The organism is Kaistia defluvii, assembly GCF_040548815.1.
Lineage (GTDB): Bacteria > Pseudomonadota > Alphaproteobacteria > Rhizobiales > Kaistiaceae > Kaistia > Kaistia defluvii_A.
The window spans coordinates 2,715,233-2,732,299 of sequence record NZ_JBEPSM010000001.1 but is presented as its reverse complement, the minus strand read 5'-3'; the positions used below and the strand labels follow the sequence as shown (position 1 = coordinate 2,732,299).

General features: G+C 66.6%; 15 protein-coding genes. 6 read left to right on the top strand and 9 right to left on the bottom strand.

The genetic code is table 11. The features are described 5' to 3' along the window. The first annotated feature begins 70 nt into the window (after nt 1-70). Complete coding sequence (locus tag ABIE08_RS12810) at nt 71-859, top strand: gamma-glutamyl-gamma-aminobutyrate hydrolase family protein (protein ID WP_354551433.1); 789 nt, start codon at nt 71-73, stop codon at nt 857-859. A gap of 284 nt (nt 860-1,143) precedes the next feature. On the opposite strand, the gene ABIE08_RS12805 is transcribed toward ABIE08_RS12810, so the two are convergent. The 5 genes from ABIE08_RS12805 to ABIE08_RS12785 all read right to left on the bottom strand — a co-directional run bounded on the left by ABIE08_RS12805 (nt 1,144) and on the right by ABIE08_RS12785 (nt 6,899). Next, nucleotides 1,144-2,247, bottom strand: a complete 1,104-nt coding sequence (locus ABIE08_RS12805) for a nickel/cobalt transporter (protein WP_354551431.1) — start codon at nt 2,245-2,247, stop codon at nt 1,144-1,146. Then, nucleotides 2,244-2,888 (bottom strand): DUF1007 family protein, encoded by a 645-nt coding sequence (locus ABIE08_RS12800; protein ID WP_354551430.1) that lies wholly within the window; start codon nt 2,886-2,888, stop codon nt 2,244-2,246. The genes ABIE08_RS12805 and ABIE08_RS12800 overlap by 4 nt, the downstream gene beginning before the upstream one ends. Nucleotides 2,889-3,029: 141 nt before the next feature. After that, nucleotides 3,030-3,938 carry a LysR family transcriptional regulator gene (locus ABIE08_RS12795; RefSeq protein WP_354551428.1) on the bottom strand — a complete coding sequence of 303 codons (909 nt, stop codon included), beginning with the start codon at nt 3,936-3,938 and terminating at the stop codon, nt 3,030-3,032. 71 nt (nt 3,939-4,009) lie between these two features. Beyond that, nucleotides 4,010-5,194: an amidase gene (locus ABIE08_RS12790; protein WP_354551426.1), complete on the bottom strand. Its 1,185-nt coding sequence runs from the start codon at nt 5,192-5,194 to the stop codon at nt 4,010-4,012. Between the two features lie 115 nt (nt 5,195-5,309). After that, nucleotides 5,310-6,899 (bottom strand): gamma-glutamyltransferase family protein, encoded by a 1,590-nt coding sequence (locus ABIE08_RS12785; RefSeq protein WP_436409551.1) that lies wholly within the window; start codon nt 6,897-6,899, stop codon nt 5,310-5,312. Nucleotides 6,900-7,649: 750 nt separating this feature from the next. On the opposite strand from ABIE08_RS12785, the gene ABIE08_RS12780 reads away from it, so the two are divergent. The 5 genes from ABIE08_RS12780 (at nt 7,650) to ABIE08_RS12760 (ending at nt 12,368) form a co-directional block, all read left to right on the top strand. Further along, a complete protein-coding gene (locus ABIE08_RS12780) occupies nt 7,650-8,783 on the top strand; it encodes a type III PLP-dependent enzyme (RefSeq protein WP_354551425.1) in 1,134 nt (377 codons plus the stop codon). 13 nt (nt 8,784-8,796) lie between these two features. After that, nucleotides 8,797-9,369, top strand: a complete 573-nt coding sequence (locus tag ABIE08_RS12775; protein ID WP_354551423.1) for a GNAT family N-acetyltransferase — start codon at nt 8,797-8,799, stop codon at nt 9,367-9,369. A 124-nt stretch (nt 9,370-9,493) separates the two neighbouring features. Beyond that, nucleotides 9,494-10,924 carry a homospermidine synthase gene (locus tag ABIE08_RS12770; protein ID WP_354551421.1) on the top strand — a complete coding sequence of 477 codons (1,431 nt, stop codon included), beginning with the start codon at nt 9,494-9,496 and terminating at the stop codon, nt 10,922-10,924. Nucleotides 10,925-11,420: 496 nt separating this feature from the next. Continuing rightward, nucleotides 11,421-11,567: a DUF1127 domain-containing protein gene (locus tag ABIE08_RS12765; RefSeq protein WP_266330395.1), complete on the top strand. Its 147-nt coding sequence runs from the start codon at nt 11,421-11,423 to the stop codon at nt 11,565-11,567. Nucleotides 11,568-12,005: 438 nt separating this feature from the next. Further along, nucleotides 12,006-12,368, top strand: coding sequence for a hypothetical protein (locus ABIE08_RS12760; RefSeq protein WP_354551419.1), 363 nt, complete (start codon nt 12,006-12,008; stop codon nt 12,366-12,368). A gap of 262 nt (nt 12,369-12,630) precedes the next feature. Here the strand turns inward: ABIE08_RS12760 and ABIE08_RS12755 are convergent, their stop codons facing one another. The 4 genes from ABIE08_RS12755 to ABIE08_RS12740 all read right to left on the bottom strand — a co-directional run bounded on the left by ABIE08_RS12755 (nt 12,631) and on the right by ABIE08_RS12740 (nt 17,066). After that, nucleotides 12,631-13,614 (bottom strand): WD40 repeat domain-containing protein, encoded by a 984-nt coding sequence (locus ABIE08_RS12755; RefSeq protein WP_354551417.1) that lies wholly within the window; start codon nt 13,612-13,614, stop codon nt 12,631-12,633. 127 nt (nt 13,615-13,741) lie between these two features. Then, nucleotides 13,742-14,818, bottom strand: a complete 1,077-nt coding sequence (locus ABIE08_RS12750; protein WP_354551416.1) for a CobW family GTP-binding protein — start codon at nt 14,816-14,818, stop codon at nt 13,742-13,744. Nucleotides 14,819-15,075: 257 nt separating this feature from the next. After that, nucleotides 15,076-16,062, bottom strand: coding sequence for a dipeptide ABC transporter ATP-binding protein (locus ABIE08_RS12745; protein ID WP_354551414.1), 987 nt, complete (start codon nt 16,060-16,062; stop codon nt 15,076-15,078). Further along, nucleotides 16,059-17,066 (bottom strand): ABC transporter ATP-binding protein, encoded by a 1,008-nt coding sequence (locus ABIE08_RS12740; protein ID WP_354551412.1) that lies wholly within the window; start codon nt 17,064-17,066, stop codon nt 16,059-16,061. Before ABIE08_RS12740 ends, ABIE08_RS12745 begins: the two co-directional genes overlap by 4 nt. Nucleotide 17,067: the final 1 nt, after the last annotated feature.

Below are 17,067 nucleotides of genomic sequence, written 5' to 3'. Positions count from 1 at the left end.
CGAAAAGACGGCTTTTTGCCATGGTCCGGTGTAAAAGGAGCGAAATGCCTCACAGCAAGCGATCTGGATCATGACGGAACTGAAGAATGCCTCGCCTCTCGTGGCCGTTGCGGCCGATGTGCGCGAGTTCGAGGGCTATCGCTGGCACGCCGCTTCCGAGACCTATGTGAAGGCGGTCCTTACCGGCGCCGGCGGTATTCCGGTGATCGTGCCGTCGCTGGGCGACGCGCTCGACATCGAGGCGCTGCTGGAGCGGGTCGATGGCGTGCTGGTCACTGGCAGCCGCTCCAACGTCCATCCCTCGCTCTATGGCGAAAGCGCCGATCCGCGCACCGAGCCCTATGACCCGGCCCGCGATTCGACCACGCTGCCGCTGATCCGCGCCGCGATCCGGCAGGGCGTGCCGCTGCTCGCCATCTGCCGCGGCCAGCAGGAACTGAACGTGGCGCTGGGCGGCACGCTGATCTCGGAAGTGCAGGAGCATCCCGGCCGCCACGACCACCGCGCGCCGGTTTCCGAGGTCCAGGCCGAGCGCTTCGCGATCCGCCACCCGGTCCGGATCATCGCCGATGGCTGTTTCGCCCGCATCGTCGAGCGCGACGAGATCGAGGTGAACTCGCTGCACCGGCAGGCGATCGGCGAACTGGCCGAAGGGCTGGTCGTCGAGGCGTTGGCGGCGGATGGCACGATCGAGGCGGTCAGCGTCCGGGACGCGCCGGGCTTTGCCGTCGGGGTGCAGTGGCATCCGGAATATTGGGTGACGACCGACGCGCCCTCCGCCCGCCTGTTCCGCGCCTTCGGCGAGGCAATGCGGGCGCGCCTGGCCTCGCGCGGTCGCCTGGCTGCGGCGGCGGAGTAGTTCTTGAGGAGGCAAGACGCCCAGCTTCTTCCGCGGAGGGGGCGCACAGAGAGTCTCTCTGTCTTTGAGCAAACACCATCCTCAACATGCTGAGGAGGCCCGGAAGGGCCGTCTCGAAGCACGCAGGGCGGTGCCGCTTCAAGACAGGCCCTAAGGTGGTGCGTCCTTCGAGACGGCCTGCTTCGCAGGCCTCCTCAGGATGTTGGAAATCGAGATCTGCAGGATCCGGCCTTTGGCCGTCGACCTCTCCCTCAGGGAGAGGTGAAGGAAGAGCCGTCTCGAAATTACCCCGCCGCGAGGGCGCCGCCGAGCATCAGCAGGCCGAAGAGCAGGATGCCGCTGGCGACAGCGATCTGCAGGCCGTTGACGACGCGCAGTTGCGTCCGCGTCTCGCCGCCGGAAAAGCGCAGCGCGAGGTCCTTGGCCTTGACCGCCAGCGTTGCGAGCGCCGAGACCGTCAGGCCGGTGCCGAGCGCCATCAGCAGCACTGACAGGATGCCGGCCCAATAGAGCTTCTGCGATACGGCGAAGACCAGCACGATGATCGCGCCCGAGCAGGGGCGGATCCCGACGGCGAGGATCGCCGTCCAGGCCCGGCCGACAGTCAGCGGGCGGTCGAGCTGGGACGGGTCGGGCGCGTGCGAATGGCCGCAATCGCAGGCGAGGCTGGTCGCCCCGGACGCGACGCGGCTGTCGGTGAGCCCGGTGGCCGAAAAACCCGCATTGGCGAGGCCGACGGGAGCGACCCGGGGCCCGAAGGCGAGATTGCGGCCGAGCCGGTGATGGGGATGATTGCAGGTCGCGGGATCATGCTCCACGACCGGCGCATTCGGATTGGACTCCTGGCCGCGTCCCGACAGCTTCATCCAGAGCAGCCAGACGCCGCAGAGCGCGATCAGCGCGTAGCTGGCGATCTCCAGCGCATCGGTCGCCCGCGTCATGGTCATCGCGGTCACGTTGAGAATCAGCGTGCCGACGGAAACCACGAGGATGGCGGTCAGCGCCTGCACCAGGGCGGAGGCAAAGGAGATGACGATGCCGCGCTTCAGCCGGTCGCCGGTCGCCAGCAGATAGGAGGCGATCACCGCCTTGCCATGGCCGGGGCCAACGGCGTGGAACACGCCATAGGCGAAGGACAGCGCCACCAGGATGAGGGCCGCGTGGCCGCTCTGCGACAGGTTCGCGAGCGCGTCGGTCAGGTCGCGGTAGAAGACTGATTGCTGGCGCGCGATCCACTGGAAGAGCGGGGCGAGGGGGCCGGCCCAGCCGACTGTGCCGCCGCCATCGGGCGTGGCGATGCCGAACGGGCTCGGCGCGGCGAGGGCAAGGGTCGGCATCGCGCTGGCGGCGACGGCGCCGGTCCAGCGAAAGGCGCGGGATGGCTTCATGAACAGCGGATCGTGATCTGGGCCGCGAGGCTCGAGGCCGCGTCGGCGAGTTCATCGGGCAGGTCGCGCTGGTCGGCCGGGATCGCGGCAAGCTTGGCCATGATGTCGGCGTCGAGCTCATGCGGCGGCGCGTAATGCGCCGTGCAATTGGCCGGCGCGCCGGTGAGCGTGATGGCGTGATGCTTCACGAAGTTGAAGGCGACGAAATATTCGGGGTCGAACACTTCCAGCGTCGTCGTCTCGCCGACCGCTGTCGGCGTCTTCAGCGGCAGCGTGTAGAACAGCGTCAGCCGGCTGTCGTGGAAGTCGAGCCAGTATTCGGACGGCGCCTCGACCGGCGCGCGGCGGCCATTGACCTTCAGCCGGGTGAAGTAGTGGTAGTCCTTCAGCGACTCGACGTTGACCTTGGCGAGCGGCTGCAATTCCTCGTCCGACAGCTTGCCGTCGCCATTGGCGTCGAGGCCCTGGATGGCGAAGGCGGTGAAGGCCTGGTCGAACTGCCAGATATGGCGGATCGCCGACATCTTGCCGTCGGCGTCGAACAGGATCTCCTCCTTCGCATCGACGAAGACATGCGGATGCGCCTGGGCTGCGGTCGCGAAGAGCGCGGCGAAGGCGAAGACGATCAGGGATCGAAGCATGCGATGGGTCTCTGCGGAAAGGCGAACGGCCTGAAAGGGCCAGACAAGTGCGGCCAGATCGTGTCGAGCCGACGACGGACGCGTGCCGGCGACGGCCCGACGGTCACAGTTTCTTGAAGGCGGCTGGCGGCGGAGGCCCGCCTAGCAATTGCCGCCATGCGGGCCGTTCTTGTCGAACCACTTCACCAGGAAGTCGATGAAGCTGCGTACCTTCCCCGAGAGATGGCGGCGGTGCGGATAGACGGCGTGGATGGCGGCGCTGGCCGGCTCATAGGCCTCCAGCACGACGCGCAGACGGCCGGCCTCGATATCGTCCTTGACCACCAGATGCGGGACGATGGCGAAGCCGAGGCCGGACAGCGCCGCGAGGCGGGCGGCGTTGGGGCTGTCGACCTCGACGCGGCCCTTGACCGGCACCGTTACCCGCTCGCCGTCGATCAGGAACGGCCAGTTGGTGCGGTAGGCGACGTTGGAATCGATGACGCAGGGCTTGCCGGAAAGCTCCTCCGGGCGCTCCGGCAGGCCATATTGTTCCAGCACGGCGGGGCTGGCGACGGCCGAGATGCGGAACGAGGCGAGGCGGCGGGCGATCAGGCTTGAATCGGTCAGGGTCGAAATGCGGATGGCGACGTCGAAGCCCTCATCGACGAGATCGACGAAGCGGTCCTCCAGGTGCAGTTCGAGCGAGATCTCCGGCTCGCTGACCACGAATTCCATGATCGCGCGGCCGAGCTCGCCATCGCCGAAGGTGCGCGGCGCCGAGACCTTGAGGCGGCCGCGCGGCGCGGCATGGGCGTCACCGACCGAGGACTGCAGGTCTTCGATCCGCTGCAGGATCTCGGTCGCGTCGCGGGCATAGCCCTGGCCGACCTCGGTAAGCGACAGGGTGCGTGTCGTGCGGTTGAGCAGGCGGGCGCCCAGTTCGTCCTCGAGTTCGCGGACATATTTGGAGATCAGCGCCTTCGAGCGGCCCATCTTGCGCGCGGCGGCCGAAAAACCGCCGGCCTCGACGACCTCGACGAAGGTCTTCATCCGGGTGAGCGTATCCATCGTGCCGCCTAGGGTATTTCGAGCGAAGGGGGAGCCGGCCCGCGCGAGGCGGCGTGGGCCGGCGAAGCGGACTAGCCGGCCATGATCCGGGCGGCGAGATCGATCAGGGCGCGGTCGCGGCCGGCCGGCGCGATCAGCGAGACGCCCAGCGGGCACCCCTCATGGTCGGCGAGCGGCAGGCTGATCTGCGGCAGGCCGGCGAGGCCGGCGGTGCAGAGCATGGAAAGCGCGCGGTTGCGGTAGGATTCGAGCTCGTCGCCTCCAAGGCCGATGCGCGGCGCAATGCCGGGCGTGGTCGGGATGGCAAGGACGGTATTGTCGCCGAGCAGGCCGCGCACGCGCGCCCGGACCTGGGCGCGGCGCAGGGCGGCGGCGTCATATTCCTCGCGGGTGACGTGGCTCGCCCATTCGAAGCGCTCGCGCACGCCGGGGCCGAAGCTCGGCTGGCGGCTCTCGATCCATTCGCCATTCGCCTGCCAGGCTTCATAGGCCTGCATGGTGCGGAAGATCATGCGCCAGGCGGCGAGCCCATCCGGCGCGACGATGACGGCGCCGGCCGGCTCCAGATGCGCGGCGATGCGCGGCGTCGCCGAACGGACGGCGGCTTCTTCCAGTTCGCCGAGCAGCAGGGCATGGATGTCGTCGCCGACGAGGAAGCGGGTCAGCGGCGTGTCGCTCTCGTCCTCGCCCAGCAGCACGGCGCCGACGCGGGAGAAGGTATCGGCGTCGCGGGCGAACCAACCGACCGTGTCGAAGGTCTCGGCCAGCGGCGCGACGCGGGAGATGTCGATGCGCCCATGCGTCGGGCGGATGCCGAGCAGGCCGTTATAGGAAGCGGGCGCGCGCACCGAGCCGCCGGTGTCGCTGCCAAGCGCGAAATCGACCAGGCCGCCCGAGACGGCGGTGGCCGAGCCGGAGGACGAGCCGCCCGGGATGCGGCCGGGCGCGCGGACATTGATCGGCGTGCCGTAATGGTGGTTCTCGCCGTTCATCGAATAGGCGAACTCGTCGGTATGGACCTTGCCGACGAAGCGAGCGCCGGCATCGAGCAGAAGCTGCACGGCGGGCGCGGTCACCGTCTTGTCGCCGCTCTCGGCGCGCTTCAGCGGGTGGCCGACGCCGGTCGGATAGCCGGCGACGTCATAGAGATCCTTGATCGCCATGGTGAGTCCGACGAGCGGCCCGGTCGGGGAGGACGGCACTTCAACGGCGGGATAGTCGACGAACGCATGGACCGGATCGTTGGCGAGAAGCATGGGCGTCTATCGACTCCTGGATGGGATATCGGGGCGACGCCTTCGCGGCGTCGCTTTGCAGGCGATTCATAGCGCCATTCTCAGGTATTTGCCAAAAAAGAGCGCGCTGGGCGCCTCAGGCGGCGATGGCGGCGCCGTCTGAACGCGGATCGCTGGCGCCGAAGATCCGGCCATCCTTGCGCCGCACCAGCGCGCCGGCATGGCCCATCGTGTCGGAATAGGCCTCGTCCAGCACGGCGACCTCGTGGCCGGCCCGCTCCAGCGCGATCAGAAGGTCGGGATCGAACCGGTTTTCCACGCGCAGATTGGTGTGGTCCGAGCCCCAGGTGCGGCCGAGCAGCCAGCGCGGCGCGTCGATCGCCTCGCCCAGATCCATGCCGAACAGCGCATGCCGGCTCATCAGGGCGGCCTGCGTCTGCGGCTGGCCTTCGCCGCCCATCGTGCCATAGCTCATGATGCGGCCATCGTCGAAGCGGGCGAGCGCCGGATTCAGCGTGTGGAAAGGCTTGCGGCCGGGCTCCAGTGGGTTGAGCGCGCGCGGATCGAGCGAGAAGCTGGCGCCGCGGTTCTGCCAGGTGATGCCGGTCGCCGGCAGCACCACGCCGGAGCCGAACTCCCAGAAGATCGACTGGATATAGGAGACGGAGAGGCCGGAGGCGTCGATCGCGCCGAGCCAGACCGTGTCGCCCTTCTTCGCCACCTGAGGCCAGGGTGCGGCGCGGGACATGCTGATCTGCGCCGCCTCGCGGTCGAGCACGCGCGGCGACAGATGCACGGAGAGATCGCCGGCGAAGATCGGGTCGGTCACATGCTTGTCGCGGATCAGGAAGGCGCGCTTGGTCGCCTCGACCAGCCCGTGAATATGCTCGAAGCTCTCGCCGCGCTTGACGTTGAGCCGCTCGAAGATGCCGAGGATCAGCAGCGAGGCGAGGCCCTGGGTCGGCGGCGGCGAGTTGAAGACCGTGGCGCCCTCGAGCCGGACGGAGAGGGGCGCGCGCAGGCGCGCCTCATGCGCGGCGAGGTCGTCGCGCGTCACGGGGCATTCGAAACGCTCGAGATCGCCGGCGATCTCGCTGGCGACGTCGCCCTTGTAGAAGTCGAGGAAGCCGGCGCGGCCGAGATGTTCGAGCGTATCGGCGAGGCGTTCCTGACGGATCGTCGCGCCAAGCTCCGGCGCCTTGCCGTCGACCAGGAACACGTCCTTGAAGCCGGGGGCGGCGGAGAGGTCGGCCAGATGCTGCGCTGTCAGCCGGGCCTGCGAGCGGGTGACGCTTATGCCCTTCTTGGCATGTTCAACGGCGTTGGCGAGCAGGGTGGGGCGGTCGATCCGCCCGCCCAGGCTCTGCGACAGTTCATAGGCGGTGTTCCAGCCGGAAACCGCGCCGGCGACGGTGAGCGCCGCGTCGGGGCCGCGCGTCGGGATCGTGTCATAGCCCTTGCCGCGATAGGCCTTGATGGTGGCGAGCGAACCGGCGCCGCCGCAGGCTTCAAGGTAGCGCGGCTCCTTGCCGGGCTCGCGGATCAGCCAGAAGCCGTCGCCGCCGATGGCATTCATATGCGGATAGACCACGGCGATGGTGGCGGCCGCGGCGATCACTGCCTCAATGGCGTTGCCGCCGGCCCGGATGATCTCGGCCCCCGCTTCCGCTGCAGCCCTGTGGGGAGCCACAACCATGCCCTTTTCGCCGACGACGGTCTCGTTCACATGCAGCACTCCTGTTGCCGCTTCTGCATAGGCGATCGGGCCGATTGCCGGAAGCACGAATCAATCGCAGTGGCGGGCGTGTTAAGCCTGTTTGGCAGGCGGAATCCGGCTCCCGGAGGGGGCTGCCAAGCCCCTGTGGCGACACAAAAATGTCGTGATTCCGTCATGTCGGCCGCGCTGCGGCCGCCCCTGCATGATTTTTGTGCCCGAGGGGCAAAAACCGCTTGAATGTTAACCGCGTTGGGCCTACGTACCGCTTGCCCAATTATCGCACGTGCCTGTGGTTGCGTGCCGACCGGTGGGGCTTCGGACAAGAGGCCGAAGCGACGCCCAAGACCCTCACAAAGAGAGGGTCCCAGGAGTTCGGGAGAGATCCCGATAAGGTCGGCAGCCGGAAAGCGAAACCGGTGAACTCCGTCTCCGCGGAGGACGCGACTTGAAGCAACGACGTAGCGGGCTTTTTTGGTCTCGGACGGCTCTCCATCGGCCGTAGTCACTGAAGAGGCACTACATCCTTGCCGGGCGTGCGGATCGGGTCTCCCGTTCCAAGCGAAGGCAGCGCTCACGATAAACGCTGGCCGTTTGTCCCAAGCGACTGCTACCCGCGAAAACTGCCGGCTTACCCCGGCAAAAACGGCTCGTCTTCAACGTTCCGATCGCGTCCATAGCGCTCGGCGCGGCGATTTCGCTCCGGTTTCGTCCCGCTTCGCAACGCTTTTCTGGCCTTGGCAGGCCATCGGGGAGACCCTCATGACCGCTCGCATCATCGACTTCCTCAATAGCCGACGTCCCGAAGGCCCGTGCCTTGTCGTGGATCTCGATGTCGTGCGGGAGAATTATCTCACCTTCGCGCACGCTCTGCCCGACACCCGCGTCTTCTATGCGGTGAAGGCCAATCCGGCTCCGGAAGTGCTGGCGCTGCTCGCTTCGCTCGGCTCGAACTTCGACTGCGCGTCGGTCGCCGAGATCGACATGGCGCTGGCCGCTGGCGCGACCCCGGACCGCATCTCCTTCGGCAACACCATCAAGAAGGAGCGCGACGTCGCCGCTGCCTTCGCGCGTGGCATCGACCTTTATGCGGTCGATTGCGAAGCCGAAGTCGACAAGGTCGCCCGCGCCGCTCCCGGCACCCGCGTGTTCTGCCGCATTCTGTGCGACGGCGCCGGCGCCGAATGGCCGCTTTCGCGCAAGTTCGGTTGCGAGCCCCAGATGGCTGTCGGCGTGCTCGAGCATGCCCATCGCCAGGGCCTGCGCGCCTATGGCGTTTCGTTCCATGTCGGTTCGCAGCAGGCGAACACCGAAGCCTGGGACGGCGCGCTCGCGTCGGCCGCCGGCATCTTCCACACGCTCGCAGAGCGCGGCATCCAGCTGTCGATGGTCAATCTCGGCGGCGGCTTCCCGACCCGTTATCTCAAGGAGATTCCGGGCGTGGAGAACTATGCCTCGTCGATCGACTCGGCCCTGAAGCGCCATTTCGGCAACCGGATCCCGGAGACGATCATCGAGCCGGGCCGCGGCATGGTCGGCAATGCCGGCATCATCAAGACGGAAGTCGTGTTGATCTCGAAGAAGAGCGACTCGGCCGACGACCTGCGCTGGGTCTATCTCGACATCGGCAAGTTCGGCGGCCTCGCCGAGACGATGGACGAGTCGATCCGCTACCCGATCCGCACGGCGCATGACCACGACGAGAAGACGGCCTGCGTGCTTGCCGGCCCGACCTGCGACTCGGCTGACGTCCTCTACGAGAAGACGCCGTATCACCTGCCGGTTTCGCTCTCGATCGGCGACGAAGTGCTGATCGAAGGTACCGGCGCCTATACGACGACCTATTCGGCCGTCGCCTTCAACGGCTTCAAGCCGCTCGAATCCTTCGTGATCTGAGGGAATTCCATCGATGATTCAGATCGACGTGGAGGCGCCCGGCGAAGCCGGCGCCCGGGAAATGCTGCTTGACCGGACCATGGGTCCGGATCGCCACCAGAAGACCTCCGAACGCCTGCGGGAAAATCGCCTGCCGGCGTCCGGCCTGGCTCTCGTCGCCCGCGATGGCGACGAGATCATCGGTACGGTCCGTCTGTGGAACGTTGCGGCCGGCGGCCGCGACGCGCTGCTGCTCGGGCCGCTGGCGATCGCGCCGGAACGGCAGAGCGAAGGCCTTGGCGGCAAGCTGATGCGCGCCGCGCTGAACCGCGCCGCCATGTTCGGCCATGGCGCCGTGATACTGGTCGGCGATGCCGAATATTATGCCCGCTTCGGCTTTTCCGCCGCGGCGACGCAGAGCCTGCTGATGCCGGGGCCCGTGGAGCGCAAGCGCTTCCTGGCCCTGGAACTCCGCGAAGGCGCCCTCGACGGCGCCTCCGGAATGCTGGTCGCGACAGGCGACTGGTCGGTCCCGCCGCTCTCCGCGCAGGACTTTCCGCTGGTTGCAAGCCCGTCCGGGCTCGACCTGGCCGACACAAGCCGCTAGGCTCCCGCTTCAAACCGGTCGTGGATGGAAGAGCTGACGCTCCTTCATCCACGACTTTTTGTTTGTCACGAAGGAAGGGTACGGTACCCCACTTGTTGATTTCGACTTTGAGGAGTGTCTCGCTATGACGACTTGGCCTGTCTACGGTCGCATCAATGGCCCCGTGGTCATCATCGGCTTCGGTTCGATCGGGCGAGGGTTCCTCCCGCTAATCAGGCGCCATTTCGCGCTCGACCAGCCGCAGATCACGGTCATCGAACCGAGCAGTGAAAACGTCGGACTGATGGCCACCTACGGCGTGAAGCACGTCAAGGCGGCGCTGACGCGGGAAAATTTCCGCGAGATCCTGGCGCCGCTGCTGGCTCCCGGCGGTTTCTGCGTCAATCTCTCGGTCGACACCTCCTCGCTCGACATCATGCGGCTCGCCCGCGAGATGGGCAGCCTCTACATCGATACGGTGATCGAGCCCTGGCCGGGCTTCTATTACGATCACAAGGCCGATCCGGCCTCGCGCTCCAACTATGCGCTGCGCGAAGAGCTGCTGACGGAAAAGCGCGCCAATCCCGGCGGTCCGACCGCGGTTTCTTGCTCCGGCGCCAATCCGGGCATGGTGTCGTGGTTCGTCAAGCAGGCGCTGCTCGACGTGGCGCGCGACCTCAACATCGAGCATGACGAGCCGAAGACGCGCCGCGAATGGGCCGCGCTGATGAAGGCGACCGGCGTCAAGGGCATCCACATCGCCGAACGCGACACCCAGCGCGCCCGCGTCGCCAAGCAACTCGACACCTTCATCAACACCTGGTCGGTCGAGGGCTTTATCTCCGAAGCGCTGCAGCCGGCCGAGCTCGGCTGGGGCACGCATGAGCGCTGGATTCCGGACCATGCCCGCACGCATGACACCGGCAGCGGCGCGGCGATCTTCCTGCTCGGCCCGGGCGCCGATACGCGCGTGCGCTCCTGGTGCCCGACGCCGGGCCCGCAGCTCGGCTACCTCGTGACGCATAATGAGGCGATCTCGATCGCCGACCACTTCACGGTGCGCGAAGAGGGCGAAGTCGTCTATCGCCCGACCTGCCACTACGCCTACCACCCGTCCAACGACGCGGTACTGTCTCTGCACGAAATGTTCGGCCGCGCCGGCAAGCGCCAGTCGAAGCAGCACATCCTCAGCGAGGAAGAGATCATCGCCGGTCGCGACGAACTCGGCGTGCTGCTCTATGGCCATGCCAAGAACGCCTACTGGTATGGCTCGCGGCTGACGATCGACGAGGCCCGCGAAAACGCGCCCTACCAGAACGCCACCGGCATGCAGGTGACGTCGGCGGTGATCGCCGGCATGGTCTGGGCGCTCGAGCATCCGACTGCCGGCATCGTCGAGGCGGACGAGATGGACTACCATCTCTGCCTGCGCATCCAGCGGCCCTATCTCGGCACCGTCGAGGGCATCTACACCGACTGGACGCCGCTCACCGATCGTCCGGGCTTCTTCCCGGAAGACATCGACGAGAGCGACCCCTGGCAGTTCCGCAACGTGCTGGTCCACAATCTGGGCTGATTTTCTCCGGCGCGAGGCGGAGTCCTTCACCCTCCCTGAGGGAGAGGTGAGGATGGCGCCTTCGCCGGGGCGACGCGTTCATTCTGAGAGTGGCGCTCAAGTCGAGCAAGACCATGAGGACCGGGCTTTGGCCCGGTCTTTTTTTATGCGCTTGCCGGGGCAGGGCGCATCCGCCGTCGATGCCGCCTGCCGATTAGGCAGGGCCCGCGGCTGCCGCGACATGCGTCACGGGCATGTCTCCGCCGGCTTGCCGCCCCGATGCGGGCACATTCGGTACCTGGGTGCCGCAATTCAGCCGCAGCGCTTAATGTGCAGTGCAATATGACAGCGAAATTAATGCTGCCCTGCGTCAGGCGCATCGCTGGCATGAGCTTTTTCGTAGTGCTCATTCCGTCGGCATCAGCCTATATCAGCGTCAACAAGAACGGCGACAGAGAAATCCGGCGCCAGTTCGACAGAGATCAGACCGAATTCAAAAGGACATCCGAAAATGGCTATGAACATCGTTGCTTCCTACAAGACCTGGCGCAAGTTCCGCGAGACCTACAACGAGCTTTCCCGCCTGAACAACCGCGAGCTTGCTGACCTCGGCATCCACCGCGGCGAGATCGAGCGCGTCGCCAAGCAGGCCGTCGGTTACTAAGACTTCCGACACGCGCTATAAGTTCAAGGAATTCGCAGGGAACCTCCTCCCCTCCAAGTCCCTGCGATCGGCGCCGCGCTGACCTCCTCCCCGGCAACGCGCCACCTTCAAACGCCCGTCGATCTCCTCCCCGACGGGCGCTTCTTCTTCGACGCCATGCGGTTTTCCTCCCAAAACCATGCGTCAGACGCCGGCAGACGCGACCGAGTCTTGAGCCTCCCCTTCGGCTCCCGGTCGCGCGCCGGCGTCATTCTTTTTGGGCCGTGGCTCTCCGCCTGCGCCCGGCCGACACGTGCTCCGACAGGGCAGGCCCAACATCCCACCTTGGAATGATTTTGACTTACCTTCCGTAACGTCGTAACCGCGTTTCGGGGGCGTATGACGGGATGAGTCGGCCCCGCTTCCGGAGGGGAATTCGACATGCCAAGAATTAGCCAGATGTTTATCGGGACCGCCGTGATCTATGTGATCATCGGCATGCTGGGCGGCATCATCATGGGCGCGCAGCAGGACTTCAGCCTTGCGCCGGCTCATGCCCACCTCAACCTGATCGGCTGGGTATCGCTCGCGCTGATGGGCTTTTATTACAACGCCAATCCCGCCAAGGCCGAGAGCCGGCTCGCGCTGATCCAGTTCTGGGTCTCGACGATCGGCCTCTGGATCATGATCCCGGGCCTGGTGCTGACGCTCCGCGGCGCGCCGGCCGGCGAACCGATCGTCATCCTGGGATCGCTGATCACGCTGGTCGGCATGATCCTGTTCGCGACGGCGATCTTCCGCAAGGCCCCCAGCCTGCGCTGAGGCACGGTCTTCTCAGGCGTTGGCCTTCTCGCTCTTCTTGAGGAGCCTGCGCCCACATCGTTGAGACGCCAATGCCCCGTCTCCCTCGGGCGTCATCCCGGCGACGGCCGGGATCCATACGCCTGAGGCCTACCCGAAAGAGGCTGGCCAAAGTTTGCTGGGCCGGTGTTCATGGGCCCCGGCCTTCGCCGGGGCGTCGGACACTTTTGCACCAGAAACAGACTTGAAGCAGCGCTGCCTGGGGCTGCGTGCCTCGTCGGTGTCAGCCGGCGAGGTCGATGACGCCGGCTTCGCCGCCTTCGGTGCCGAAGGCGAGGCGGATGCCCTTCTTGTCCCAGGCGAGCGCGCTGATCGGGCCGCCCTCGGCCGGCTTGCGCAAAATCGCTTCGTCGCTGTCGGCAAAGCGAACCGCCAGCACCATGCCGTCCCGGTAGCCGATCGCCACGACTTCCTCGGTCGGGTGGCAGGCGACGAAGCTGACGATCTGGTCGCGGACGCCCAGCTGCAGCGGCTGCTTGCCCATCGGGCCGTCCTTGAAGTGGAACGGCCAGAGCACGGCCATTTCCGCGCCCGACGTCGCCAGGAAGCGGCCCTTGGCCGACCACGACATCGACTTGACCTTGCCCGGATAGCCCGACATGCGCATGTGGCCACCGCCATCGGCGACGCGCCAGCCATGCAGCGAATTCTCCTGCATGGTCGTGATGACGTTCTTGCCATCGGGCGAGAAGGTGACGCCGAGATGCGAGCCCTTCCATTCGAACTCGGTCGGCTTGGCGTCGGTGCCGATCCACCAGAGCGACACGCCATTGTAGCGCGCGACGGCGAGGCGCATTCCCTTGGGCGCGAAGGCGAGGCCGGCGGCGGTGCGCTCATGCTCCAGCACGCGCTCCTTGCCATTGGCGAAGCGCACGAAAACCTGGCGGCCGCTGGCATAGGCGATCGTGCCGTCCGGGCCGCAGGCGACCTGGTCGATCCACTTCTTCGGCTGCACCGCGATCTCGTCGATCTTGCCGCTCGCGTCGATCGCCATGACGCGGCCGTCATCGCCGGTGGTGATCAGCCGGTCGCCATCCAGCGTGCGGGCGGCGGCGAGCAGGCCGCCGGAATGGACGTCGTGCTTCTCGGCGGAGGGGCCGCTGACCAGGGCGACCTTGCCGTCGCCGAGCGCGAAGGCCGGCTCGGAACCCAGAAACTCGGCGGCGACGACATAGGCGTCGAGAGGAAAGGACTGGATCGTGGGCAAGAGGCGTTTCCGGTCGATGTCTGTCGTGGATTTTGGGAGAGATCAGGCCGCGTCACCCGGAATGTCTCGGGATGACGCGGCCTTCAAGGGTAGAGGGCGGCGATGGGCCGGCCCGTTTCCAGTCGCCTCAGGCGGCGATGAGGCAATCCTCGAAGCTTTTGCGCAAAGCCTGCTCGTTCAGCTTGCGGCCGATGAAGACGAGGCGGCTCTCGCGCTTCTCGCCCTCGGCCCAGGGGCGCTGATGCGTGCCTTCGACGATCATGTGCACGCCCTGCAGCACATAGCGGTCCGGATCCTTGTCCATCGCCAGGATGCCCTTCAGGCGCAGGATGTTCGGACCCTCGACCTGGGTGATCTCCTGGATCCAGGGGAAGAACTTGTTCGGATCGAGCGTGCCGCCGCGCAGCGAGACGCTGAACACGGATTCGTCATGGCGCGGATGGTGGTGGTGATGGTCGTGATCATGGTCATGACCGTGATGGGCATGGTCGTGGTCATGATGGTGGTGATCGTGGCCGCAATTCTCGTCATGGACGTGATCATGGTCATGATCGTCGCCCTCGAGGAATTCCGGGTCGAGCGTCAGGATGCGCTCGAGGTCGAAGGCGCCGCGGTCGAGCACCTTGGAGAGATCGATGGCGCAGCGCTCGGTCCGGTGGATCGTCGCATGCGGGTTGATCTCGCGGATGCGTCGCTCGACGGCAGCCAGCTTCTCGGCGTCGACGAGATCGGCCTTGTTGAGCAGGATGACGTCGGCGAAGGCGATCTGTTCCTCGGCCTCCGGCGCGTCGTCGAGCCGGGTCAAAAGGTTCATCGCGTCGGCGACGGTGACGACGGCGTCGAGGCGCGACTTGGCGCGGACATCGTCATCCATGAAGAAGGTCTGCGCGACCGGGGCCGGATTGGCGAGGCCGGTGGTCTCGACCAGGATGCCGTCGAAGCCGCCGGGGCGCTTCATCAGACCCTCGACGACGCGGATCAGGTCGCCGCGCACCGTGCAGCAGACGCAGCCATTGTTCATCTCGTAGATCTCTTCGTCGCTCTCGACGATGAGGTCGTTGTCGATGCCGATCTCGCCGAATTCATTGACGACGACGGCGTATTTCTTGCCGTGGTTTTCCGAGAGGATGCGGTTCAGCAGCGTCGTCTTGCCGGCGCCGAGATAGCCGGTGAGCACGGTGACCGGGATCTGGGTTTCCGTCATGAAATGTCTCCGGCGCGGAACATCAGCCCGCGCAAAAGGGGGAATGGGTTGCCGCCTGATATAAGGGATGTCGGCGCCGATTGCGATGGGTCACGAAACGGTCGCGGCAAAGGAAGACCCTCACCCCAGCCCTCTCCCGCGGGGCGGGAGAGGGGGCGCCAGCGATACGCCGCGATGTCGAGGAGGGCCGCCGCCAGAAAAGCCCTCGCCCGCTTGCGGGAGAGGGTTGGGTGAGGGGGCTTGCTGGCTGAAAAGACCTAAGCCGCCCGGTCATCCCGCTCGACGGCCCAGCAGGCGACTTCGGTTTCGCCGTGAAAGCGCAGCTCCGGGCGGTCTACGCGGCATTTGTCGAAGGCGAGCGGGCAGCGCGGATGGAAGGCGCAGCCGGATGGCGGGTTGAAGGGCGACGGCAATTCGCCCTTGAGCCGCACCCGGTCGCGCTGGCGCTCTGGATCGGCCATTGGCGTCGCCGAAAGCAGCGCCTGCGTATAGGGATGCATCGGCTGCTCGAACAGTTTTTCGCGCGGGGCGCGTTCCACCACCCGGCCGAGATACATGACCAGGATCTCGTCCGCCATGTGCCGCACGACTGCCAGGCCATGGCTGATAAACAGGTAGGAAAGGCCGAGGCTGTCCTGCAACTCGACCAGCAGGTTGAGCACCTGCGCCTGCACCGAGACGTCGAGCGCCGAGACCGGCTCGTCGAGCACCAGGATCTTCGGCCGCAACATCAGCGCGCGGGCAATCGCGATGCGCTGGCGCTGGCCGCCCGAGAACATGTGCGGATAGCGGTCGGCATGCTCGGGGCGAAGGCCGACCCGCTGCAGCATGTCGAGCACGGCAGCCTTGCGTTCGGCCGCGCTCATTTCCTTGCGGTTGATCACCAGCGGCTCGGCCAGCGCATCGATGATCCTCTGGCGCGGATTGAGCGAGCCATAGGGGTTCTGGAAGACGATCTGCACGTCGGAGCGCAGCTTCCTCAGCGCCGCCTTGTCGGCGGTGACGATGTCGGTATCGCCGATGACGAGCTCCCCCTCGCTCGGCTCCTCGATCATGGTGACGAGGCGGGCGAGGGTGGACTTGCCGCAGCCGGATTCGCCGACGACGGCCAGCGTCTTGCCGGCATGCAGGGTGAAGCTGGCCTCGGCCAGCGCCTTGATGGTGGCGGCGGGCTTGAAGGCGCCGCGGCTCACCGAATAGAAGCGCGCCAGCTTGCTGGCTTCGAGGACGACGGGCGCGTTCATGCCGCGACCTCCCTGCCTTCGGGGTGGGGATGGCCAATCGGCCGGCCATGCGTCAGCGGATAGTGGCAGAGCGCGAAGCCGGCAATGGCGCCCTGGCGCGGCGGCAGCTTGGTGCGGCAGCGCTCGGTGGCGAAGCGGCAGCGCGGCTCGAACAGGCAGGCCGGCGGCCGGTCGAACTGGCCGGGCACGACGCCGGGAATCGAGGGCAGGCGCTTGCCCGTCGCGCGTTCCGGCAGGGCTGCGAGGAGCGCCGCCGTATAGGGGTGGTGCGGATCGGCGAAGAGCGGGCCGACCGGCTGCTCCTCGATCTTCTGTCCGGCATAATGCACCGAGACGCGCTCGGCCGTTTCGGCGACAACGCCCATGTCGTGGGTGATCAGCACCAGGCCGGTATCCGTCTCGCGCTGTAGCGAGACGAGCAGTTCCAGGATCTGCGCCTGGATGGTCACGTCGAGCGCCGTGGTCGGCTCGTCGGCGATGATCAGCTTGGGCCGGCAGGCCAGCGCGATCGCGATCATCACGCGCTGGCTCATGCCGCCGGAAAGCTGATGCGGGAAGGCCGAGAGCCGGCGTTCGGGATCCGGAATGCCGACGGCCTCGAGCAGTTCGATCGAACGCTTTCGGCGCTCGCTCTTGGAGAGGCCGAGATGGACCTTGAGGCTTTCGCCGATCTGGTAGCCGACCGTGAAGCACGGGTTGAGGCTCGACATCGGCTCCTGGAAGATCATCGCCATGTCCTTGCCGACCAGCCTGCGCCGCTCGCGCGGCGTCAGCGTCAGCAGGTCGCGGCCGTCAAAGGCGAGCGTCTTGGCCGAGACGGTGGCGGTCCAGGGCAATAGCCCCATGACCGCCAGCATGGCGACCGACTTGCCGGAGCCGGATTCGCCGACGATCGCCAGGATCTCGCCGCGGTCGACCGTGAGCGACACGCCGTCGACGGCGCGGAACTGGCCGGAGCCGGTCTTGAAGTCGACCGTCAGGTCGGAGATTTCGAGAAGCGGCATG

What these genes read in the sequence shown, in the direction of transcription:
- ABIE08_RS12745 (WP_354551414.1), bottom strand. Translation starts at nt 16,062, where the DNA reads ATGAACGCGCCCGTCGTCCTCGAAGCCAGCAAGCTGGCGCGCTTCTAT.
- ABIE08_RS12750 (WP_354551416.1), bottom strand. Translation starts at nt 14,818, where the DNA reads ATGACGGAAACCCAGATCCCGGTCACCGTGCTCACCGGCTATCTCGGC.
- ABIE08_RS12775 (WP_354551423.1), top strand. Translation starts at nt 8,797, where the DNA reads ATGATTCAGATCGACGTGGAGGCGCCCGGCGAAGCCGGCGCCCGGGAA.
- ABIE08_RS12760 (WP_354551419.1), top strand. Translation starts at nt 12,006, where the DNA reads ATGTTTATCGGGACCGCCGTGATCTATGTGATCATCGGCATGCTGGGC.
- ABIE08_RS12740 (WP_354551412.1), bottom strand. Translation starts at nt 17,066, where the DNA reads ATGCCGCTTCTCGAAATCTCCGACCTGACGGTCGACTTCAAGACCGGC.
- ABIE08_RS12770 (WP_354551421.1), top strand. Translation starts at nt 9,494, where the DNA reads ATGACGACTTGGCCTGTCTACGGTCGCATCAATGGCCCCGTGGTCATC.
- ABIE08_RS12800 (WP_354551430.1), bottom strand. Translation starts at nt 2,888, where the DNA reads ATGCTTCGATCCCTGATCGTCTTCGCCTTCGCCGCGCTCTTCGCGACC.
- ABIE08_RS12765 (WP_266330395.1), top strand. Translation starts at nt 11,421, where the DNA reads ATGAACATCGTTGCTTCCTACAAGACCTGGCGCAAGTTCCGCGAGACC.
- ABIE08_RS12790 (WP_354551426.1), bottom strand. Translation starts at nt 5,194, where the DNA reads ATGCTTCTCGCCAACGATCCGGTCCATGCGTTCGTCGACTATCCCGCC.
- ABIE08_RS12795 (WP_354551428.1), bottom strand. Translation starts at nt 3,938, where the DNA reads ATGGATACGCTCACCCGGATGAAGACCTTCGTCGAGGTCGTCGAGGCC.
- ABIE08_RS12780 (WP_354551425.1), top strand. Translation starts at nt 7,650, where the DNA reads ATGACCGCTCGCATCATCGACTTCCTCAATAGCCGACGTCCCGAAGGC.
- ABIE08_RS12805 (WP_354551431.1), bottom strand. Translation starts at nt 2,247, where the DNA reads ATGAAGCCATCCCGCGCCTTTCGCTGGACCGGCGCCGTCGCCGCCAGC.
- ABIE08_RS12810 (WP_354551433.1), top strand. Translation starts at nt 71, where the DNA reads ATGACGGAACTGAAGAATGCCTCGCCTCTCGTGGCCGTTGCGGCCGAT.